Raw genomic sequence first — 20570 nt, 5'->3', positions numbered from 1 at the left:
CCCACAAAAGTGAGTAGCAAAGTTAGCGTGAGTAAAATACAGTAAATACTGTTGCAATGAATTAACCTAAAAATAAATAAACATTTAAAGTTTATGGTAACTGGCTTTAAAACTCAATCATTAACTGGTTTTTACCACTGGCTTTATCAAGCTACTAGCCGCAATAGCGAACAGGCAATAGCTGGTAAAATACCAAAAACCAGTACCAAACTCAGCATGCATATTAAGTAAGTCTTCTGAGTTCGCGTTTGCATTACCAGCCATGTAAGCCACGATTAATGCAATAACAAACACATCCACCATACTCCATTTACTTAAGCCAATTATCACTTTACCAAGCTTGTACTTAAACGAAGTCTCCTTCAGTGCACAATAAAACAATTGAAGCAACAGCTTAATAGTTGGGATCACTATTGAAAAAAACGCCACTAATATCGCCACTAAGTAGTTTTTGTTATCGGCCAGTTCGTTAACGGTGCCCCAAATACTACGCGTTTTTTGATAAGCGCTGATCTCACCTTCAAGTTTGTCTAACCCCAACATACTCGAGACCATCATTAGCATATTACGGGTGTTTTGATTCCCTTCATCTGCCAGCATTTCAATGCCCGCCTCAGCAAGTTTAGACTTATCAATTTTGCCTTCCATACTCAGCACTGGCTGGGTCACCCCGGGGATCAATAAAGCTAAGGCAATTAAAATAGTCGTGATAGGTAAAAATAAACGCATGGTGTAATACTAAGTAAAATCAATATGTGCCAATCATACCCAAACGTTTTGCGTTAGTCTGCTCAATAATGGTGGCTAATAACTCATCCGCATATTGGCGTGCATCTAACATGGCTGTATACACCAGCTCTATATTTGATGCAGGTCGAATAGTCTCTAACAACTTTTTAGCCAATTGCCAATTATCTTCCTCTACCGCTTTTATTAAATGTAAAGAATGACCCATCATGCCTTCAAAACTTAATAGTGCACCAGATAACTCAGCCCCTAAACTAAACTCTTTGGCAATAGCTTCCAGTTCCATATCTAAAATAGCATCAAGCACCGACATCAAGCCGACTAAATAGCCTTGCTCTGCAATGACTTTTCCGCCTGGTTCTAAAATTATTTGCATAAACTGCGCTCGACATAAGCCTAAACGAGTAAGTTCACTGGGCTTGTCTGAGCCAAGTTCGCTTAGCGCCAATACTCGTACAAACTTTCTAATAGAATCTTCCCCTAAATAAACAACCGCCTGAGGAATAGACGTTATCACTAAATTTTTATTAGCAGAGCGAGTATTCACTAGTTTTAGGACGCGTGCAGTCAAACCGACATCTTTAGAAATGCGTTGATTAATTTCATTAAAGTCTAAATCTGTGCGGGATGTGCAACGCAGTAAGTCTAAAACAGCCATTTTTAGAGGTTCGATACTGTTGTAACTTAACATTTCCGGATGTGCAAAAAAGAACCCTTGAAAGTAATCGCATCCAGCCTCTTTAAGCTGCCTAAATTCATCATAGGTTTCAATTCGCTCAACCACTATTTTAATGTTAGGAAAATTGCGTTTGAGCTTTTTCAGCAACATGCTGGTTTTTATTACAGGTTCTTCAACTTCAAGCTTAATATAATCAACCAAACTGAGTAATGGTTGCCATTTTTTATGTGAGTCGTAGTCATCTAACGCAAATACATACCCTGCTTTTTTTAACTCTATCACTCTCTCAACAACAAGCTCTATATTTTCAGTACGCTCAACAATTTCAATTACAGTATTCTCAGGCTGTAATAATTTAGGCAAATCCTCTAAAAGCCCCTCGCTCGATAAATTAATAAACGCAGTTTGATTGAGCGCCAGCTTTTCCACCCCAACCAGCATTAACGCATTAAAAAAAAGTCGCCCAGTGGCCTGCCCGTCGGTTGTTCCCGCAGGAAAGGCATTATTAACTGAATCTCGATAGAGCAATTCATAAGCAAAAATACTTTTATCACCGTCAAAAATTGGTTGCCTAGCAATATATTGAGTGACCAAAATAGATGAATTTTTTACCTCTAGATTATTTGGCATTAATCTTCCTACTTAACAGTGATGTCATCATTATTTTTTATTATTTAACCAGTATAGTGAAACTTTAAAGACTTGCTGCAATTTTAATTAGATTAAAAACAAACAAATAAGACTAAATTTATAACCCTAGAGCAGAATTATTAGTATCCTCATTTTTTATAGGGTTTTTGAGTTTACAACTGCTCTAAGCATACCCAAAGGTTATGGTTATAAGGTATAATGCGATTATTAATTTTTTATAAACTCACAAAAAAGAGTCCCTTATATGAGCATTGAACAAGCCTTAATAGAACGTAGCAGTAACCAATGCGAACTCTGCGCAGCAACAGACGACCTAACTGTATACGAAGTTCCTCCTGTTACCGAAGCTCATTCAGATAAATGTATCTACACCTGTCAAACATGTAAAGATCAAATTGAAGGCAATAGCGATTTAACCCCGACCCATTGGCATTGCTTAAATGACAGTATGTGGAGTCAAACACCTGCGGTACAAGTTGTTGCTTATCGCATGCTGACTCAGTTAGCAGCTGATAACGGATGGGCACAAGACGCGCTAGATATGATTTACCTTGAAGAAGACACATTAACATGGGCGCAGCAAGCGCTTGCTGAAGATGATGATATTAAACACATTGATAGCAATGGTGTAGTACTACAAGCTGGCGACACCGTCACGTTAATAAAAGATTTAGATGTGAAAGGTAGCAGCTTAACAGCAAAGCGCGGTACAGCCGTGCGCAATATTGGCTTAACCAGCAACCCTGAACATATTGAAGGACGTGTTGATGGACAACGTATTGTAATTTTAACTAAATACGTAAAAAAATAAGTAATAAATCAAGGCGCCTAGCGCCTTTTTTTATATCTCGACTTTCTGTATTGGCTGTATTTACAAGTTAAGCGATGATTAAGTAACTTAGCCGTATGCTACTGTTTATATCCGTAATTATATCTAGGAACTGTTATGTTCTCACCAAAGCCAAACTCAATCTTAAAGTCAGTTGCAGGCCTATGTTTTTTAGCAAGTGGCACACTTATGCTGAGCGCATGTAACGATGACGCAGCGCAGAAAAATAGTGCTGTGGCGCAAACAATGACCACCTTACCTGTGCAAGTTAGTTACTTAGATCGCAGCCTAATTGCGCCTAATTCACAGCTAACCGTTACCTTGGTTGATGTGTCAAAAATGGATGTGGCAGCAACCGTTATTTCTGAGCAGGTAATTGATTTAGTAGGCGCACCGCCTTATAAAGTAGAGCTTGAGTATAACCTTGAAAAGATTGACCCAACTCACCGCTACAGCGTGCGCGCAACCATTAATAATCAAGGAAACTTACTATACACCAGCACAACGAATAACTCGCCTTTTGCCGATACTAGCTCGTCAGAGCCTTTAGAAATTATTGTCTCTAAAGTAACACTAAAGCCAGACGTTGATTTAGTAAATACCTACTTCAAAGCAGTTTCAATCGACGGCAACCCTGTTGTAGTAAATACCAAAGAGCCATTTATTCAGTTTAATAGTGATAACACTGTGCACGGCTTTTTAGGGTGCAATAACTTTAATGGCAGTTATGAAGTATCGAAGCAAACGGTTACTTTTACGCAGTTAGCAACCACGCAAAAAATGTGTCATGAAAATATGGAACAAGAAAGCGCCATGGCGGGTGTGCTGCAAACAGCAACGCAATGGCAAATTAACGGTGAAAAATTAGTATTACAAAATGAGGCAGGCAAGCAACTTGCAACCTTTAACGCTGTTTACTTTTAATTAAGCGTAACAATACTCCGCATCTAAGCAGAACAGTATAAAGCCCAGTTAAACTAGGCTTATTTATTTTTATTCGGCAACTAACTGCTCGCTGCGATAAAAGCCACTTGGCTTACTCAACAAGCTTACTAGTTCAGGTAACACGTCATCCATTACTTGTTTTAATTTCCAGGGTGGATTTATCACTATCATTCCAGAGGCGGTCATACCATGTACTTCTGTATCTGCTTCGGTACCTAATTCAAATAATTGAATATTTTTAATTCCCGCGTCAATTAAACCCTGCTCCATATTATCAATACGTTCTCTGTCCACAACCGGATACCAGATCATATATGTACCCGTCGCAAAGCGTTGGTGGGCTTTGACTATGGTTTGTACTACCGTATTGTAATCGTCTTTTATTTCATATGGCGGGTCTATTAACACACAGGCTCTGCGCGAGGCTGGCGGTAATAAACCAATTAAGCCCGCAAACCCATTTTCGCCGCGTACACGAATAGAGCGCTTACCTTGCATGTTTTCTTCAAGTAAGACTAAATCTCGCGGATGCAGCTCAAAAAACCAGCCCTTATCTTGACGGCGTAAAAAGTGCTCGGCTATTTTTGGTGAGCCTGGGTAAAACGCCAGCGATGCGCTCTCATTAAATGATTTTATTAGCTCAATGTAGTCATTTAAGGCACTGTGTTGGCTAGTATGTTGCCAAAGTTTTTCTATGCCATCTTGGTACTCTTGGGTTTTTTGCGCGTCAGGTGAAGCAAGCTCAAAAAAACCAGCCCCCGAATGCGTATCGATATAGTCAAGCGGCTTATCTTTTATTGTTTGATAACCCAGCACTTGCGCTAACACTAAATGTTTAAGTACATCGGCAGGGTTACCCGCATGAAAGGAGTGTCTGTAACTAAGCATTATTTATTTTCACCATACGCTATTTAATAAAATCAGTGAACCATAAGCACACTACTTTGACAATCGATACCAGCAAAAGCGGGGGTTTACGTGAACCGCTTCTGAATGAAAAAGCCAATAGCGTGAATTATCCCTTAACATAGAATAAAAATCACCTAAAACCAGCGTAAATGCTGGCAAATAAACACACTTTGCTTTACATTTGCATGACATTAATTACAGTTATATGAGCGCATTTATGAACAACAACACTCTTCAACAACTCGAACAACTGATCGACCAACTAATTACCCGTAATAATCAGTTACAAACTGATATTTCAGAGCTTAAAGAGCAAAACAGCAAGCTACTTGATGAAAATGAGTTATTGCAGTTAGAAGCCCTTGAAAATGAGGAAAAACAAAAAGATGCAAGTACCACCTTGTCATCATTGTTAGATAAATTACAAAGCGCGCAACAGGCAAGCTAATGTCTGAGCTGCAAAACCAGCGAGTCATTGTTGAATTGCTTGGTAAAGAGCAGCAATTTGCTTGTCCTGCGGGGCAAGAAGAGGCACTAAAAGCGGCCGCCAAAAATCTGAATGATTTAGTTGAACAAATGAAACAACGTTCAACTGTCAGAAACGATCAAAAAGCATTACTTATGGCTGCTTTGAATTTAAGCCACGAATTGCTTGAAGCGAAAACTCAAAAATCAGTTGAGCTTGAGCATCAAGATCAACTCATTGATAAATTGAGTCAGTACTTAAGCTCGAACTCTGAGCACACTAAATAAAAGCGCATTTTGCGCTTTTATTGTTTTTACCGTCAAAATATAGCTAGAGAAAAAGATGCAACCACTTTTAAGTAAAGCTCAAAAAATAGGTAAGTGCTTACTGCCTTTAATCTGTCTATTTATACATACAAAAAGCAATGCAGCAGTTGAGTGGCAATCGTTATCGGCTAATATTCAATTTATCAAGCAGCCAGATAGGTTACGTTTTTACGACTCTAATCAAGTGTTAATTCAGGGCAGTGAATGTGCCTTACTCGTTGATGCCAGTGGTAACTTTGCGGCGGTAGAACAACTGGTAACTGAGCTAAAACAACGTCTAAAGACGCCTTTGTGTTATTTAGTTGCAACCCACTTTCATGACGATCACTTACTGGGGATGGCGGTTATGCAGCATTACTTCCCAGACGCAAAACTTATTACTCACCAACAAGTCGCTAACGACTTTTCGCTTTACCAGCAAGCCTTAACAGACAAGCTAGAGGGATTCGAGAAAAGCATTGAGCTGAGCTATCAACGATTAGCCACCTTACCCGATGCTGAGCAAGTTCAATGGCGAGAAAAGCTTACCCGCGCTAAAAAGCGCTTATTTCGCTGGCAGAATTATCAACTAACACCACCAAAAATGAGTATTAGTGAATCTAAAACGTTAGATTTAGGTGGCTATACACTCACTATAAACCCGCATCAGGCACATACTAATGGCGATCTAACACTACTTGCCGACAAAGGTAAAACCTTAATTGGTGGTGATATCATCGATTGGTTACCCTACCCTGGGCATGGCGAGCTTAAACAATGGCAAAGTTTATTAAAAAAATATATAAATAATAATTCGCTGTCACTTTTTGTTCCTGGCCATGGCAATTTAGTCGATAAAGTTAAATTAAAACAGTCACTCACGTTTTTAGAAGCGATTACGGAGCAGGTTAAAAACAACCCTGAAGCCAGTATTGAGCAATTACAAAAAAAATTCCCAAGTGAAGTACTAAAACCTTACCAACAAGAACCACTTGATATAAAATCAAGTCACTTATTTTTGCAATCGGGATTACTTCGCGCTAAAAACAGTCAATAACTGAACACAATGGATTGTGTTAAAATATGGAAATATATTTTTTAAAAAGGAACAAAATGCGTCACTTGATCTTATGCTTTGCCATTGTATTGCTATGCAGCTGTAAAACCACTCAGCCAGAGATCATTGCGCCTGTAGTCCCTACCGCACAATCAAACACGCCGAACTCTACAAACACCAAAAAAATCATTAATACAAAAACAATACCTAAAGCCCTAAAAGTAACTCAACCAACTGACTTATGGGCACATATTGCTGATAACTTACATTTACCGGTTGAGCAAAATCAGGCGTTAAAGAAACGCATTAACTGGTATTTAAAACAACCGAATTATTTAAAAATAGTGTCTCGACGTGCAGCGCCTTTTTTATACCATATTGTAAAAAAAGTTGAGCAAAAGCGCTTGCCGATGGAGCTCGCCTTGTTACCGTTTGTAGAAAGTGGCTTTAGACCTACCGCACGCTCAAGCGAACACGCGGTGGGTGTGTGGCAACTCGTTGCAGCAACCGCGCATCATTTTGGGGTTAAATCAGATCAATGGTACGACGGACGCCAGGATGTATTAGCCTCAACCGATGCGGCACTTGATTACTTGAGCTATTTACATAAACGTTTTGATGGTAATTGGCTGCATGCTCTTGCGGCCTATAATACCGGTGAAGGTCGGGTTAAACGCGCTATAAAACGCAATCAAAAACGAGGTAAATCAACTGACTTTTGGGCACTAACCCTACCAAAAGAAACCGCTGGCTATGTACCAAAACTATTAGCACTGAGCTATTTAGTGAAACACCCTAAGGCAAAATTTAAACGGCCAAAGCTTCCTTATAAAGCACTGACTACCTCGCTAAATGTGGCAAAACAGTTTGATTTTTCAGTTATGGCCAAGCTCTCTGGCATGGGCGCCAAACAACTGCATGCCCTTAATCGGGGTTATTTAAAAAATCAAAGCTCACCCCATGGACCGCACACTCTGTTATTACCTATAGAGCAACAAGCTTTATTAAAAAACCGCTTTTTTAAAGCCAATTTTGCAGGCGAATACATCGTTAAGAAAAATGACACGCTGTACGGTATTGCTAGGCATTTTGGCTTGCCTTTAGAAGTATTAAAACAGCTCAATAATAAGCAAAATAACTTTATTGGCGTTGGCGAAAAGCTTATTTTAGGGGAGCCGCAAACGTTGCCTGAGTCGCTCACTATTAACTATAAAATAAGCCCTTATCTAGAACAAAAAGAGCAAATCATTCCAACCATCAAGGTAGATTACCACGTAAAACCCGGTGACAACCTGTGGAATATAAGTCAGTTATACGGCGTTGCTCATAGCGATTTAGCGCGTTGGAATAAATTATCTGCCTCAAGCGTATTAAAACCTGGTACTCAGTTGGTTTTATTTATACCTCAAGCCGCGACACCTAAAACTACACCGGCGAAAAAAGACCTGTTACTCGACTTACAAAATACATTAAATCATCCACGTTAAGTTTCTAAAGCGCAGTATTTCGCGTAAAATTGCCTTTAATTAATTTAAAACTCAAAGAGACAAGCATGCAAATCAGTAAAAACTCGGCCGTTGAATTTCATTACACCCTAAGCGAAGCGGGTGAACAAATAGAAAGTAGCCTTAACGACGCGCCATTAAGTTATATTCACGGCAGCGAAGGCATGCTTCCAGGTTTAGAAACCGCACTTGAAGGTAAAGCCGCTGGTGATAAATTTAGCGTTACGTTATCTCCAAGTGAATCATACGGTGAGCGTGTTGATGACTTAATTCAGCGCATTCCGCTTAAGCACCTTCAAGGTGATGTAAAAGTATGGAAACCAGGCATGACTGCTATGGTGCAATCAAACCAAGGTCGCCACCAAGTAACCATTGTAAAAGTAGGCCGCTTTAATGCTGATTGTGATTTAAACCACCCATTTGCTGGTAAAACGCTGACTTTTGATGTTGAGGTTGTCTCAGTTCGAGAAGCAACAAACGAAGAGATTTCTCACGGCCATGTTCATGCTGAAGGTGGTTGCGGCCACGCACATTAATTGCTAATTAAAGGAACAAGTATGTCAAAAGTTGCAATAGTAACCGGTGGCTCTAAAGGCATTGGCTTTGCTGTGGTTCAGCGATTATTAACGAGCGGCTATCAGGTTCATAACCTAGATATTGAACCCAGTGAGAGTGGTGTTTTTCATCAATGTGATGTTAGTAATGTAACCGCCGTACGTCAGTGTATACAGGCTATTATTGAAAAAACACAACGCATTGATGTACTTGTTTCAAATGCTGGCAAGCACCTAAGTGCCACAATTGAGCAAACCGATGAAGTGACATTCGATGCGTTAATGGCACTGAATGTTAAAGGTGCGTACGCGGCTATACAAAGCGTATTACCAGCCATGAAAGCACAGCAAGATGGCACTATTGTGTTAATTGCCTCAGATCAGGCCATTATTGGCAAACAAAACTCATTTGCTTATAACCTGACTAAACATGCACTGGCTTCGATGGCTAAAACCACCGCCTTAGATTACGCAAGCTTTAATATTCGCACTAATGCCGTGTGTCCTGGCACCATAGAAACACCGTTATTTCATAATGCGATTGATGCATACTGCAAAAAAAGTGGCGCAAATAAGGCAGATATTGTTGCCGAAGAAGCTGCTTTACAACCACTTAATCGTTTAGGCCAAGCCGATGAAGTTGCAGCACTGGTAAACTTTTTAGTAAGTCCAGAAGCCAGCTTTATTACCGGCAGTTTGCAACGCATTGATGGCGGTTACACAGCGCAATGAGTACTAAAATTATTGACCCGCATGTGCATTTTTTTAATTTGCTGGAGGGTCAATACACCTGGCTACAAGGTGCGAACCCACCAGCTTGGTCTAACTTAGATAAAATAAAGCAGCCCATCAGCGTTGCTGAACTGATCAAAAGTACTAACTTTGAACTCGCAGGTTTAGTGCACATAGAAGCTGGGTTTGATAATAACCAGCCAGTTAAAGAATTAAACTGGTTAGCCAAACATATTAAAACTATACCTTATAAAGCAATTAGCTTTGCAACAATTAACCAGCCAAATAACGCATTTAAACTAGCACTTCAGCAGCTAGATCATCACTCTCTTGTAGGAATTAGAGATATCACTGAAGGTCATGATGCCGAGCGCTTATTGAGCCCTCATTGTCTCGATAACCTGCGGCACTTGAGCCAATTAAAGCTGCATTTTGAAGCGCAATTTGAAATAGAAAACCTCAACATCACCGAGCAACTTATTTCTTATGCCAACCAAGTTAGTGACTTACAAATCATCATTAATCACGCAGGGCTTGCACACAACCTTGCTAACTGGCAACGCGCCATTGAATTACTCGCACAACAGCCTAATGTTGCGATGAAGTTTTCAGGCTTTGAATTACTCATGCTTAATAGCGAGCAGCAAAGGCAGTGTTTAACACATATTTTAAAGCATTTTGGTATGCAAAGAGTGATGTTTGCCAGCAACTTCCCCGTGTGCCAAATTAACTTTAACTACAATGAGTTATGGCAACATTATCGAAGCCTATGTAGCGATGATCTTACATGGCAACATTTGAGTTACAAAAATGCTGCGCGCCTCTATCAACTCTAAATGAAAACCGCTATATTTAGCTCAACAGTTTAAAAAACGAGCATGCGTATGGCCATTCTTAATTCATCTTCTCTCAAATACACATTACTCCCTTTTTCGCTAGCCGCTTTATTAACAGGTTGTGGCGGTGGAGGTAGCGACAATGCGACTAACCCAACAACAGACAATAGCGGCTGGGCTTCTGGTGTATTTGCTAGCTCAGGGCAATTTAAAGGTCAATGCCAAGCAATTAATGAAAAAAACTGGCTACGCTCTTGGAGTAACGAAACCTACTTATGGTACGACGAAATTATTGATACTAATCCGGCATTAACGTCAGGCGTCATTGATTACTTTAATACTTTAAAAACTGAGCAACTGACTGAGTCGGGTGCGAAAAAAGATAACTTTCACTTTAGTTTGCCAACCGATGAGTGGCAAAGACAAAATCAATCAGGCCTAAGCTTTAGTTATGGCTTTAATATAAAAATAATCGCTGGTAGTGCGCCGCGCCAAGCAATTGTTAGCTATACCGAGCCAAATACCCCTGCTAGTAATCAAAATATTATTAGGGGCTTTGAGCTTTTAGAAGTTGATGGTGTTGATTTTATTAACACGACCTCATCAAGCGAGGTAGCTATTATTAACGCAGGTTTATTCCCAGAACAAACAGGTAAAGTTACCGAATTTGTATTTAGGGATATCAGCACTAATGAAAATCGCATTGTTACGCTCACATCTCAAAATATCGAGTCGCAACCAGTAATGAACGTACGTACTGATTTAGCAAACGGCGATGTGGGTTACTTTCAATTTAATAGCCACAACGCGATAGCCGAAACGCAGCTTTACAACGCCTTTAACCAACTCGCTGCCAGCAGCATTAAAGATTTAGTCATTGATGTGCGCTATAACGGCGGTGGTTTGTTACAAATGGCCAGCCAAGTAGGCTACATGGTGGCAGGTAGCAATACCCAAGGCAAAATATTTGAACGCACTATTTTTAACGATAAATATCCCAATACCAACCCTATCACAGGGCAAACACTGACCCCCATGCCCTTTACAAATCGTTTTGTCGGGTTTGAAAATAACCCTGCAATAGCTGCAGGCACCCCATTACCAACGTTAAATTTAGATCGGGTATTTGTACTCACCACCAGCAGTACCTGCTCAGCCAGTGAGGCTATAATTAACGGGCTGCGCGGAGCCGATGTTGAAATCATTCAGATAGGGGCTGGCACCTGTGGTAAACCGTATGGCTTTTACCCAACCGATAACTGCGACACTACTTATTTTACCATTCAATTTACTGGCGAAAATAACAAAGGTTTTGGTGAATATTCAGATGGCTTTGCACCGCAAAATACCATTGATAATGCGCGCCAGCCCGTACTTATTGCTGGCTGTGCTGTTGCCGATGACTTTAGCAAACGCTTAGGTGATGCAAGTGAAGGCTTACTTAATACCGCACTTAGTTATAGAGCAACCGGCAGCTGCCCAGCCCCAAGCTCAATAAATAGTGTTCTCGGTTTTGCGCCCACTATCGCCACCGATATGCCTGAAGTAAAAGACGCGCGAATTCAGACTGTACTTAAACAGAATATTATTCTTAGCGATAACATGAGATAAGCAATGAAGATTTTATTAGCAATAACTGCAATTTCGCTATTTTTAAGTGGGTGCTTAGCACAAAGCTCAGAGCCCACACCTAAATTGCAACATGCGTTACTAATTGAGCCTAATAGCGCTAAAGTAGCCGACGCAATTGCGCAGCTGCTGCATAGCTCGCAGGTTCAATTAGCAGACGATGTTTTTGTCACCTCAAGCACGGTTACCCTTGAGCAACTTAATCATAAAGATCCTCAGGGCAACCCTATTTTGGGCAAGCAACTTAATATGCCAGATCAATTTGAGCTCGTGACTAAGGGAGAGCGCTGTTTTGTTCGCCACCTTGATAGCAAAGCAACCATTGAACTAAAACAAGTACTTTGTAAAATAAACCCACAGCGATAAAAAAGCCGGTAAGTGACAACTCACTTACCGGCTATTTCTCAACAGAGTAAACTATTTTATTTCTACGCGTTGTGAGCGCATTACAATTTCATCGTTAAGCTCAATCCCAAGACCTGGTTCTTCAGATACTTCAAAAAAACCATTTTTAGGTTGTGGATCTTGTAAGCATAGCTCTCTATTCCACTTTTTAATCGCGTAAGTATGATGCTCGTGAATTAAAAAGTTAGGGATCGCTGTTTCTAAGTGCAATGATGCCGCCGTTGCAACCGGCCCTCCACATACGTGTGCCTGAATACGCACATCAAAAATATCAGCGTAATCACATACTTTTTTAGTTTCGGTAAAGCCACCACATAAGCCGATATCTGGCTGTAGTACATCAATACTTTGATCTTCTAAATAAGGACGTACACCCCAGCGGTTATACAAGCGCTCGCCGCCTGCAATAGGCACAGCCACTTTGTCAGCCACTTTTGCATGTAATGAATGGTTTAAGTAATTCACCGGCTCTTCAAAATACATACAGTCAAATTCTTCTGCAATCTCACCAATTTGAATTGCCGATGTCGCACCCGGTAAACTGTGGCATTCAAAAATAATATCTACTTCGTCACCCACGGCCTCTCGAATAGCCTGCATACGTGCGCGGTATAGTTTCATCTCTGGGCGAGAAATAATATTTGTGCGGTCGTAATAGGTGTTACCGTCTTTATCGTATTGAATTGGATCGACTTTCACCGCATCGTAACCTTCCACCACCGCTTTTAGTGCCGCTTCTGCATATTCTTGTGGCTGTACCAGCGCTTTAAATTCACTGTCCCAGTCAAACTGCAGCTGTGATGCATAAGTACGCAGCTTGTCGTTAACTTTACCGCCAAGCAACTGATAAACCGGTAAACCTAATGCTTTACCTTTTATATCCCAAAGTGCCGTATCAATCGCACTCATTGCTGCGTAAACCACCGGCCCACCGCCTAGACCCCAAAAACTTTCACGCAACATGCGCGACCATAGTTTTTCAGTTTGAAACGGGTCATGGCCAATTAAAAAGGCATCGGCCATTTCTTTGATCATCGCAGCAGCGGCACTGTGGCCTAAATCGTACGCAAGACCTGCTTCACCCACACCGCTAATACCTTCATCGGTATGAATTCGAACAAATACCGGCGTCCATGCAGGACGATCAGGGCAATGAATATCAAAGACTTCAACGCGATTTACTTTCATAAAAATTCCTTATTAACCTTCAGTGGGTTATTTTGCAAAACTAGGATCAAGACGATACGCTTTTCGTAACATGGCAGGCCATGCTAGCTGGCCCCCTGTACTGCCGCTGTGAACGACGTTCGCTTGGTTATAAATGTTATCAATAATAGCTTGAGGCACAGCAGTCGCTTCTTGCGCACTTGATTGAATGGCTAACTGTATTTCACAGGCACGCTGAAGGTCATAAAAGCGCATAAACGCATCGCCTACCGTTGGGCCTACTGTTAAACCGCCGTGGTTGACCAATAGCATATGATTGGTGGTGCCTAAATCTGTTTGCAGGCGTTTACGCTCATCGTCATTCACCGCTAAACCTTCATAGCCATGGTAAGACAGAGACGGCAATGAAAACATCGAATACTGACTTAGCGGTAACAGCCCTTCTTTTTGTGTTGCAACCGCAATCGTTTCTTTGGTGTGCAGGTGTATAACGCAATGGGCATCCTCACGTACTTCGTGAATGGCACTGTGAATAGTGAACCCTGCAGGGTTAATATTAAAGGGTGTATCGTCAATAATGCGGCCATTTAAATCTACTTTGACTAAGTTAGATGCAGTGATCTCATCAAACGTTAAGCCAAAGGCATTCACTAAATAATGATCAGTGCCCGGTAGGCGAGCAGAAAGGTGCGTATAAATTAAATCCCCCCAACGAAAATGGTCAACTAATCGATAACATGCGGCTAAATCAACACGTAGTTGCCACTCTTGTTCTGATACTTTATTTTTTAAATTGAGCTGGGGTAAATCAAACATAACAAGCCTTTTAAAACACAGCATAGCGCTAGTGATTGTAGATGTTTAGAAGTCTAAATGAGTATTAGCATGATGGCAATCACCAAATAAAAAAGCCACACATAGGTGTGGCTCTTTTTAATTAGCGTTAACGGTTATTGTACTTTTGATAGGTAATCGGCAATCGCTTCAAATTCTTCATCAGTCACAGTCGCAACCATCGCTTTCATCGCCATAGACATACCGTTGCTACGAGCGCCTGACTTGATGTCTTTCATTTGCGCTACTAAATATTCTTTGTTTTGACCATTTAGTTTAGGGTACATCGCCATAATAGGTGCTTTACCTTCTGCACCATGACATGTTTGACAATTTTTAGCGGTGTAAAGCGCAGCGCCATCTGCAGCGGCTGCTGAAAATGAAAAACTTGCGGCTAAACCAATACCCGCGCCTAATAAAAGTGTTTTTATCTTGCTCATTGTATTTACTCTTCTTTTTACGGTTAAAAAAAACGGTTGTGATTATTGTAGTCAATAAATCTTTAAAAAGCATACGTCCTTGGTAAGGTTTGACGATCAATCAGAACAAATACGTGTATCCCTCATAAAACACATACTAGCTTGCTTTAACTGAGCAGATACTTAATAGGCTTACCAAATAAGATCGTCTGGCACTTCAAAATCAGCATACGGATCGTCTTCATCTTTGGCTTTATTTTCAGGCTCAACATGAAACACAATATACTTTTCATCCACCTCAGCCACTTTACGCGCAGGCTCATCTTCTAATACGTAAAACTGACCTTCTAACACACAAATAGCTAAACGCCCGCCCGAGAGCGCCTTTTGCGTTTGCTCATTCACATCAAGCCCTTTCACTTTATTTTCATAAGTGAAGTTAAAGGTACGCTCACCGCGAATTGACTCTTGATTATGATGCTCTAAAATTTGCTTAACACGGGCGACTTGCTCGCGCTGCTTTAATTCTTCTTGGCGCGCTTTATTGAGCTCTTCAGCTTTTTGCTGCTGCTCCAACTTAGTTTGCTGAATATGCTTTTGTAAATCGTTCGGGTTGCTCGTCGCTCCCTTCTTTTGCTTTTTCTGTTGCTTGCGCTTTTCTGATTTAGCAACTTTAGCTTTATGTGATGTTGTTAAACCAGCTTGGAGCAATTGCTCTTGTAGTGACCCCATGGCGTGTTCCCACTAAAAACGAATATTAATGCTATTTTAATCACCAACGAGCGTAAATAACAGCGCTATTGGTATTAATCTAACAAACTACTGAAAACAAAGCATGATTTAGCGCAATAAAGGTTAATTTATGAAAACCCTAGCAGTTTTGTATATAATGCAGCTCAACTAATAAGCAATGTATATGGCAGTTAATGCGCTTACCTCACCTACTCATCTGTTCAGTTTTCATTTTTTTTGTTTTATACGCACCACAGCCATTATTAAGTTTATTTGCTACTGAATTTAATGTTGCTCCTGCTGTTGCAGGCAGCTTAATGACGGCCACTATGCTGCCTTTAGCTATTGCCCCTTTGGTGTATGGACTGTTTTTAGCTAAGCGAAACCCTTTATTAATATTACGCTTCGCTATGTTGTTACTGGGTGTGGGTTGTATCTTATTTATTTATGCCCCGAGTTTTGAATTACTTCTACTGGTAAGGTTTTTACAAGGACTGACTTTACCTGCAGCATTGACTGCCATGACCAGCTTTATTGGTATGAGCTATCAAGCAGATACATTACAAAAAAATATGACGCTATATATAGGTAGTACGATTGTCGGTGGTTATTTTGGTCGTGTATTGGCTGCGCTCTTTAGCGATGTTTGGTCGTGGCAGAGTTTTTATTACCTAATAACAGCCATGCTGATTATTCTAGCGTTAAGTATTCCCCATAAACGTTTTAATCTCGTTAAATCAACCGAGGTTTTATCGCCATTAGATTATATAAAACAACTTAAAGAGGGCTCTGCACTTAAGCTCTATGGTGCCATTTTTTGTATGTTTTTTTGCTTTGCAGCATTATTAAACTACTTGCCTTTTATTTTAAAAAATACCTTTTTAATTAATAACACGCGCGACATTGGCTTTGTTTATAGTGGCTATTTGGTGGGTGCTTTGGCTTCTATTTTCACTCCTTGGCTATTAAAAAAAATGACTTCAGCCTGGCGATTGTTGGCCGCGGTATTCGTGTTTTATAACCTCAGTATTGTGTTATTAATGAGTCATTCACTGTTGTTGTTTTTAATTGCATTCACACTCTTTTGCGGCGCTATGTTTGTGATTCATTCCACAGCGGCACCACTGGTTAATAAAATCAGTCACGCACCGCCAAGCGTTACCAACGGGTGCTATGTATCATTTTATTACAGCGGCGGCGCACTGGGCTCGTTATTACCAGGGGTGGTTTATCAAACTCATGGACAAACGGCGTTTATGGCAACATTACTCGCTGTATGTTTGTGTGGACTGAGGCTTATTTTGTGGGCTCAACGCGATGGCAAAAACATCACCCGCGGCTGATGCTCAGTAAAGTCAAAAAAACGCAGTAAATCAGGCTTAGTTAATAACCATGTTTGGGTATTTTCAAACGGGTGGCAATGAAATAAATCGCCAAACCAAATATCTTGATCAAGCCAAAGCGTTACATCACGCTGTTTGTCGTTCATTAAGCTGAGCATTGACACACAACCAGGTGCAACCTTTAAGTACTTAGCCAAGCGCTCATTAGAGGCAAACCCTAAGCGCGATAGGCCTTGCTGTTTAGACAACGATTTTAAATCGAGTTGTTTATCATGCGCGGTGATCACTAAAAAATGACGCTTACCTTCATTGTCTCGCAAAAATAGGTTTTTTAAACGTGTTCCTGGGCGATTTACCATCAGTTCATCGGCATCTAAACTGCCATGTAGCGCTGGATGTTCTATTACGTCATATTCTATATTTAGTTGGGCTAACACTGCCGCTAGTTTTTGTTTATCCGCTAACATACTACAAACAACGCCCTCTTAATTGCACACTTAAATCACGCCATAGTACTTCGTTTATTTCATGCTTATTTGCACAATAGTTACGCTGTGCTAGTTCTTTATTAAGAAACTCTACCGCTTGATCTTCTAATTGTAATTTTAAAACACTCGACTCTTCAAAATGCTCTTGCTCAGCAAAACGCTGAACATCACTGCGGGTTAGTCTTTTATTGATATTAATTTGCTCACGACTTTTAGCCTTTACAGAAACCACATAAGCAAAAAGCTTGTTACCTTGCTCATCAAGGGTGTCATAAAATTGTTTATTATTAATTTCGTAGGGCGGTTCATCTACTGAACTGGCACAACCAAAAAGGAAAATCATGAAAACTAACGCGTATTTTTTCATTATGTATTGTCGTTTTAGTAAATATTGAGCTCGAGTTTAACAAAAATTAGTTAAAACGGAAAAATTTGTGAAAAAATACTTGACCAAAATCGTAAAAATATTTAAAGTTCACCCCGCTTGAGACTCAGCACTTAAGCATTTACAGTCTATGTAAATTAGGAATGTGGGGCTATAGCTCAGCTGGGAGAGCGCCTGCCTTGCACGCAGGAGGTCAGCAGTTCGATCCTGCTTAGCTCCACCACTTTCCTACTCTCTCCTTTAAGTAATATCCTTATTTTTATATTCTAAATAAATTTCTCTGTTAATAATTTTTTGCCCTGTTTTAATCTTTATGTTTGCTTAGTTGTTTGATTTTGCTAAATCGAGATCAAAAATGCCGAGCAAAAGCCCGGCATTTTTATCGTTTATTAGGTTGGGTAAGTTATTCGCGAACTTGACCAACACCATTAACTAAATATTTCTCAGTCGTTAGTGACTCAAGCCCCATTGGACCATAAGCATGCAACTTAGTCGTTGCAATACCAATCTCGGCGCCTAAACCTAGTTGTGAGCCATCAGAGAAACGTGATGACGCATTAACCATAACAACCGATGCATCCACACTACGTTGGAATAACTCTGCCGCAGCATCGTTTTTAGTACAGATAACTTCGGTATGATTTGAGCCAAATTGAGCAATGTGCTCAACGGCTGCATCAAAGCTTGGCACTATACGAATAGCAATTTCTAAATCTAAATATTCTTCACCAAATTCGTTATCTGCAAGCACAGTGGCATTATCAAAGTACTCAGCCGCTTTGGCATCAGCATTTATTTTTACGCCTTCTTGGCGAAGCACTACCGCGCAGAGGTTTAAAAACTCATCAGCAACATCTTGGTGTACTACTAACCCTTCTAAGGCATTACATACGCCAGTACGTTGAGTTTTACCGTTAAGTAGTAGATTAAGTGCCACTTCTAAGTCTGCATCTTTATCTACGTATAAATGACACACGCCTTTAAAGTGCTGAATAACAGGAATTGTACTGTTTTCTGTTACATAGTTAATAAGCCCTTCACCGCCACGTGGGATAATTAAATCAATACTGTCGCGTTGCTGCATTAATTCCATTAGTAAAGCACGGTCAGGATCTGGAATAACTGAAATTAGCGCCGTTGGCAAACCATGTTTAGTAAGCACGCTGTGCATTACACTAGCAATGGCTTGTGAGCTTTTAAGCGCTTCTTTACCACCGCGCAAAATAACACCATTACCCGACTTAAAGCACAATGCACCCGCGTCAGCCGTTACATTAGGTCGTGCTTCGTAAATCATACATACCACGCCCAGTGGTACACGCATTTTTCGAATTTTAATGCCATTTGGACGTTCAGTGATATCACGTAACTGGCCAACCGGATCATCAAGTGAAACAATCACTTCGATACCTTCAGCCATCGCTTCAATGCGCTCATCATTTAATGTTAAACGGTCTATCATTGACGCTGCTAAATTATTGTCACGCGCAGCGCTTAGGTCACTTTCGTTTTCTTTGATTATAAATTCTTTTTGATCTCTTAATGCCGCTGCCATATCGGTTAACACGTTGTTTTTAGCCTCGGTATCGAGTAAAGCAAGTGTATGTGCAGCTTTTGCTGCTTGGCGTGATATATCCGTAATTAAACTCATGACTTCTCCAATAATGCGATATCTTTTTCTGAAATAATTGGTCCAATTGAATCCTGCATTTTTTCGCTGAATTCACTCTGCTCGTTGTCTGCAATAAAGTTTAACAAACAGCTACTGTAATTTGCTGTGGCTTTAGCTAAACGCGTACCATCTTCACTGCGAACTAAGATAGTATCGCCCACAGCAAACTCGCCATGTACTTCCTTGATCTCATCGCCTCGTAAACAGCCGTCTTCGCCTTCTAGTGAATCATCAAATGACCCATCGACAACCACTTCACCTTGTTCATTTGCGGTATGTGTCATCCAGTGAATAGAGTCTTGCATTGGTTTTTCATAAGGCAAGAACACACTACCTGGATTTTCGCCCGCTAATAAACGAGTAAAGGTTTCTTCTTTAAAGCCATTAATAATATACGTTGCAATACCATGTGATGTGGCTTTTTCTGCCGCTTCAATCTTGGTTTTCATACCACCGGTGCCTACTGCACTGGTAGCACATCCTGCCATAGCATAAATAGAATCATCAATTGATTTTATTTCAGGCAATAATACGGCATCGTCATGCAGATTTGGGTTTTTGTCATACAGCCCATCTACATCTGAAAAAATCATTAATGCGTCAGCGTCAGCGGCAGCTGCCACCATCGCTGATAAGTTATCGTTATCACCCACTTTTAAATCATCTGTTGTCACCGCATCATTTTCATTAATGATAGGTAGCACGCCGTGTTCTAACAATGTAAATACGGTTTCACGGATACTCTGGTAACGCTCACGGTCACGTAAATCACCATGAGTTAATAATAGCTGTGCTGATGGAAAATCAAAGAAACGATCCCACATGGCCATCATTTCTGTTTGCCCTGCTGCTGCCATGGCTTTTTTCATAACAACTGAGCGCGGCTTCTCTGATGGAAATAAATGCGAGCCTGCCGCTACAGAGCCTGATGACACTAAAATAACCTCTATACCACGTGCGCGACAGTGAACGATAAACTGTGCGATGGTTAACAAGTAGCGTGAACGACAGCCATCTTGATCGGGTGCAATTAAGGCACTGCCCACTTTAAGTACGATACGTCGCCAATTTAACTTTTGCATAAATGCTCAACTTTCCATTTTATTTGTATTCATCACACTGATGAATGAAACCAGGTCGCTATGTTTAAAACATAACGTCGAATTTGTTTATCATTGCCCACACTTTTTTTACACACGCGTACACCGTCTCTAAAACCATTGTTTTAAATTGAGATGCAAAAAATAAATAGTATTAACCCAATAAAATTGGATTGTACTA

Annotated in this window: 23 protein-coding genes and 1 tRNA gene; 13 read left to right on the top strand and 11 right to left on the bottom strand. The window is 40.5% G+C overall.

Annotation, left to right across the window (positions count from 1 at the left end):
- Positions 1-120: 120 nt before the first annotated feature.
- The gene (locus tag CWC14_RS09860; RefSeq protein ID WP_138562668.1) at positions 121-729 is read right to left on the bottom strand and encodes a paraquat-inducible protein A; all 609 of its coding nucleotides are present in this window, start codon (positions 727-729) and stop codon (positions 121-123) included.
- Positions 730-748: 19 nt separating this feature from the next.
- Positions 749-2056, bottom strand: a complete 1308-nt coding sequence (locus tag CWC14_RS09855) for an EAL and HDOD domain-containing protein (protein ID WP_008466316.1) — start codon at positions 2054-2056, stop codon at positions 749-751.
- Positions 2057-2321: 265 nt separating this feature from the next.
- On the opposite strand from CWC14_RS09855, the gene CWC14_RS09850 reads away from it, so the two are divergent.
- Complete coding sequence (locus CWC14_RS09850) at positions 2322-2888, top strand: PhnA domain-containing protein (RefSeq protein ID WP_076921864.1); 567 nt, start codon at positions 2322-2324, stop codon at positions 2886-2888.
- 135 nt (positions 2889-3023) lie between these two features.
- Entirely contained in the window at positions 3024-3830 is an 807-nt protein-coding gene (locus CWC14_RS09845) for an META domain-containing protein (RefSeq protein WP_138562666.1), read from the top strand.
- Between the two features lie 69 nt (positions 3831-3899).
- Here CWC14_RS09845 and CWC14_RS09840 read toward each other — a convergent pair whose 3' ends face one another.
- Positions 3900-4739: a 23S rRNA (adenine(2030)-N(6))-methyltransferase RlmJ gene (locus tag CWC14_RS09840; protein ID WP_138562664.1), complete on the bottom strand. Its 840-nt coding sequence runs from the start codon at positions 4737-4739 to the stop codon at positions 3900-3902.
- A gap of 238 nt (positions 4740-4977) precedes the next feature.
- Here CWC14_RS09840 and CWC14_RS09835 point away from each other — a divergent pair, with 238 nt between their 5' ends.
- The 9 genes from CWC14_RS09835 (at position 4978) to CWC14_RS09795 (ending at position 12210) form a co-directional block, all read left to right on the top strand.
- Positions 4978-5208 (top strand): hypothetical protein, encoded by a 231-nt coding sequence (locus tag CWC14_RS09835; RefSeq protein WP_008466311.1) that lies wholly within the window; start codon positions 4978-4980, stop codon positions 5206-5208.
- Positions 5208-5513 carry a cell division protein ZapA gene (locus tag CWC14_RS09830; RefSeq protein ID WP_138562662.1) on the top strand — a complete coding sequence of 102 codons (306 nt, stop codon included), beginning with the start codon at positions 5208-5210 and terminating at the stop codon, positions 5511-5513. The genes CWC14_RS09835 and CWC14_RS09830 overlap by 1 nt, the downstream gene beginning before the upstream one ends.
- Positions 5514-5568: 55 nt before the next feature.
- On the top strand, positions 5569-6588 hold the full coding sequence (locus CWC14_RS09825) for an MBL fold metallo-hydrolase (RefSeq protein WP_138562660.1): 1020 nt from the start codon (positions 5569-5571) through the stop codon (positions 6586-6588).
- Between the two features lie 56 nt (positions 6589-6644).
- Positions 6645-8075, top strand: a complete 1431-nt coding sequence (locus CWC14_RS09820; RefSeq protein ID WP_138562658.1) for a transglycosylase SLT domain-containing protein — start codon at positions 6645-6647, stop codon at positions 8073-8075.
- Between the two features lie 65 nt (positions 8076-8140).
- A complete protein-coding gene (locus CWC14_RS09815; RefSeq protein ID WP_008466307.1) occupies positions 8141-8629 on the top strand; it encodes an FKBP-type peptidyl-prolyl cis-trans isomerase in 489 nt (162 codons plus the stop codon).
- 21 nt (positions 8630-8650) lie between these two features.
- Positions 8651-9379: an SDR family NAD(P)-dependent oxidoreductase gene (locus CWC14_RS09810; protein ID WP_138562656.1), complete on the top strand. Its 729-nt coding sequence runs from the start codon at positions 8651-8653 to the stop codon at positions 9377-9379.
- On the top strand, positions 9376-10215 hold the full coding sequence (locus CWC14_RS09805; protein ID WP_138562654.1) for an amidohydrolase family protein: 840 nt from the start codon (positions 9376-9378) through the stop codon (positions 10213-10215). Before CWC14_RS09810 ends, CWC14_RS09805 begins: the two co-directional genes overlap by 4 nt.
- Before the next feature lie 48 nt (positions 10216-10263).
- Positions 10264-11826, top strand: coding sequence for a S41 family peptidase (locus tag CWC14_RS09800; RefSeq protein ID WP_138562652.1), 1563 nt, complete (start codon positions 10264-10266; stop codon positions 11824-11826).
- A 3-nt stretch (positions 11827-11829) separates the two neighbouring features.
- Positions 11830-12210 carry a hypothetical protein gene (locus tag CWC14_RS09795; protein ID WP_013466013.1) on the top strand — a complete coding sequence of 127 codons (381 nt, stop codon included), beginning with the start codon at positions 11830-11832 and terminating at the stop codon, positions 12208-12210.
- Positions 12211-12261: 51 nt separating this feature from the next.
- Here CWC14_RS09795 and CWC14_RS09790 read toward each other — a convergent pair whose 3' ends face one another.
- The 4 genes from CWC14_RS09790 to CWC14_RS09775 all read right to left on the bottom strand — a co-directional run bounded on the left by CWC14_RS09790 (position 12262) and on the right by CWC14_RS09775 (position 15401).
- The gene (locus CWC14_RS09790; protein WP_138562650.1) at positions 12262-13437 is read right to left on the bottom strand and encodes a mandelate racemase/muconate lactonizing enzyme family protein; all 1176 of its coding nucleotides are present in this window, start codon (positions 13435-13437) and stop codon (positions 12262-12264) included.
- A 27-nt stretch (positions 13438-13464) separates the two neighbouring features.
- Positions 13465-14232, bottom strand: coding sequence for a class II aldolase/adducin family protein (locus CWC14_RS09785; RefSeq protein ID WP_033103740.1), 768 nt, complete (start codon positions 14230-14232; stop codon positions 13465-13467).
- Positions 14233-14366: 134 nt separating this feature from the next.
- A complete protein-coding gene (locus CWC14_RS09780; RefSeq protein WP_138562648.1) occupies positions 14367-14690 on the bottom strand; it encodes a c-type cytochrome in 324 nt (107 codons plus the stop codon).
- 171 nt (positions 14691-14861) lie between these two features.
- Positions 14862-15401, bottom strand: coding sequence for a DUF2058 domain-containing protein (locus CWC14_RS09775; protein ID WP_010391699.1), 540 nt, complete (start codon positions 15399-15401; stop codon positions 14862-14864).
- Between the two features lie 194 nt (positions 15402-15595).
- Between CWC14_RS09775 and CWC14_RS09770 the strand changes: the two genes are divergently transcribed.
- The gene (locus CWC14_RS09770; protein ID WP_138562646.1) at positions 15596-16744 is read left to right on the top strand and encodes an MFS transporter; all 1149 of its coding nucleotides are present in this window, start codon (positions 15596-15598) and stop codon (positions 16742-16744) included.
- Here the strand turns inward: CWC14_RS09770 and CWC14_RS09765 are convergent.
- Positions 16711-17211, bottom strand: a complete 501-nt coding sequence (locus CWC14_RS09765; protein WP_138562645.1) for a prolyl-tRNA synthetase associated domain-containing protein — start codon at positions 17209-17211, stop codon at positions 16711-16713. The two genes, CWC14_RS09770 and CWC14_RS09765, sit on opposite strands and share 34 nt — an antisense overlap.
- 1 nt (position 17212) lies before the next feature.
- Positions 17213-17599 carry a hypothetical protein gene (locus CWC14_RS09760; protein ID WP_138562643.1) on the bottom strand — a complete coding sequence of 129 codons (387 nt, stop codon included), beginning with the start codon at positions 17597-17599 and terminating at the stop codon, positions 17213-17215.
- Positions 17600-17764: 165 nt separating this feature from the next.
- Between CWC14_RS09760 and CWC14_RS09755 the strand changes: the two genes are divergently transcribed.
- Positions 17765-17840 (top strand) — tRNA-Ala (locus tag CWC14_RS09755).
- Between the two features lie 180 nt (positions 17841-18020).
- Here CWC14_RS09755 and CWC14_RS09750 read toward each other — a convergent pair.
- Together CWC14_RS09750 and proB are read right to left on the bottom strand one after the other, a co-directional pair.
- Positions 18021-19268, bottom strand: coding sequence for a glutamate-5-semialdehyde dehydrogenase (locus CWC14_RS09750; protein ID WP_138562641.1), 1248 nt, complete (start codon positions 19266-19268; stop codon positions 18021-18023).
- Positions 19265-20371, bottom strand: coding sequence for a glutamate 5-kinase (proB, locus tag CWC14_RS09745; protein ID WP_013466019.1), 1107 nt, complete (start codon positions 20369-20371; stop codon positions 19265-19267). The genes CWC14_RS09750 and proB overlap by 4 nt, the downstream gene beginning before the upstream one ends.
- Positions 20372-20570 lie beyond the last annotated feature (199 nt).

Origin of the sequence: Pseudoalteromonas sp. S3260, assembly GCF_005886925.1 — a bacterium.
Lineage (GTDB): Bacteria > Pseudomonadota > Gammaproteobacteria > Enterobacterales > Alteromonadaceae > Pseudoalteromonas > Pseudoalteromonas tetraodonis.
The sequence above is the reverse complement of the archived record's forward strand: the minus strand, read 5'-3'. Positions and strand labels throughout refer to the sequence as shown.

Coding starts and splice junctions, on each gene's coding strand:
- CWC14_RS09760 (WP_138562643.1), bottom strand. CDS start 17,599: ATGAAAAAATACGCGTTAGTTTTCATGATTTTCCTTTTTGGTTGTGCC.
- CWC14_RS09840 (WP_138562664.1), bottom strand. CDS start 4,739: ATGCTTAGTTACAGACACTCCTTTCATGCGGGTAACCCTGCCGATGTA.
- CWC14_RS09860 (WP_138562668.1), bottom strand. CDS start 729: ATGCGTTTATTTTTACCTATCACGACTATTTTAATTGCCTTAGCTTTA.
- CWC14_RS09830 (WP_138562662.1), top strand. CDS start 5,208: ATGTCTGAGCTGCAAAACCAGCGAGTCATTGTTGAATTGCTTGGTAAA.
- CWC14_RS09805 (WP_138562654.1), top strand. CDS start 9,376: ATGAGTACTAAAATTATTGACCCGCATGTGCATTTTTTTAATTTGCTG.
- CWC14_RS09855 (WP_008466316.1), bottom strand. CDS start 2,056: ATGCCAAATAATCTAGAGGTAAAAAATTCATCTATTTTGGTCACTCAA.
- CWC14_RS09765 (WP_138562645.1), bottom strand. CDS start 17,211: ATGTTAGCGGATAAACAAAAACTAGCGGCAGTGTTAGCCCAACTAAAT.
- CWC14_RS09825 (WP_138562660.1), top strand. CDS start 5,569: ATGCAACCACTTTTAAGTAAAGCTCAAAAAATAGGTAAGTGCTTACTG.
- CWC14_RS09790 (WP_138562650.1), bottom strand. CDS start 13,437: ATGAAAGTAAATCGCGTTGAAGTCTTTGATATTCATTGCCCTGATCGT.
- CWC14_RS09795 (WP_013466013.1), top strand. CDS start 11,830: ATGAAGATTTTATTAGCAATAACTGCAATTTCGCTATTTTTAAGTGGG.
- CWC14_RS09785 (WP_033103740.1), bottom strand. CDS start 14,232: ATGTTTGATTTACCCCAGCTCAATTTAAAAAATAAAGTATCAGAACAA.
- CWC14_RS09815 (WP_008466307.1), top strand. CDS start 8,141: ATGCAAATCAGTAAAAACTCGGCCGTTGAATTTCATTACACCCTAAGC.
- CWC14_RS09780 (WP_138562648.1), bottom strand. CDS start 14,690: ATGAGCAAGATAAAAACACTTTTATTAGGCGCGGGTATTGGTTTAGCC.
- CWC14_RS09750 (WP_138562641.1), bottom strand. CDS start 19,268: ATGAGTTTAATTACGGATATATCACGCCAAGCAGCAAAAGCTGCACAT.
- CWC14_RS09810 (WP_138562656.1), top strand. CDS start 8,651: ATGTCAAAAGTTGCAATAGTAACCGGTGGCTCTAAAGGCATTGGCTTT.
- CWC14_RS09775 (WP_010391699.1), bottom strand. CDS start 15,401: ATGGGGTCACTACAAGAGCAATTGCTCCAAGCTGGTTTAACAACATCA.
- CWC14_RS09820 (WP_138562658.1), top strand. CDS start 6,645: ATGCGTCACTTGATCTTATGCTTTGCCATTGTATTGCTATGCAGCTGT.
- CWC14_RS09845 (WP_138562666.1), top strand. CDS start 3,024: ATGTTCTCACCAAAGCCAAACTCAATCTTAAAGTCAGTTGCAGGCCTA.
- CWC14_RS09850 (WP_076921864.1), top strand. CDS start 2,322: ATGAGCATTGAACAAGCCTTAATAGAACGTAGCAGTAACCAATGCGAA.
- proB (WP_013466019.1), bottom strand. CDS start 20,371: ATGCAAAAGTTAAATTGGCGACGTATCGTACTTAAAGTGGGCAGTGCC.
- CWC14_RS09770 (WP_138562646.1), top strand. CDS start 15,596: ATGCGCTTACCTCACCTACTCATCTGTTCAGTTTTCATTTTTTTTGTT.
- CWC14_RS09835 (WP_008466311.1), top strand. CDS start 4,978: ATGAACAACAACACTCTTCAACAACTCGAACAACTGATCGACCAACTA.
- CWC14_RS09800 (WP_138562652.1), top strand. CDS start 10,264: ATGGCCATTCTTAATTCATCTTCTCTCAAATACACATTACTCCCTTTT.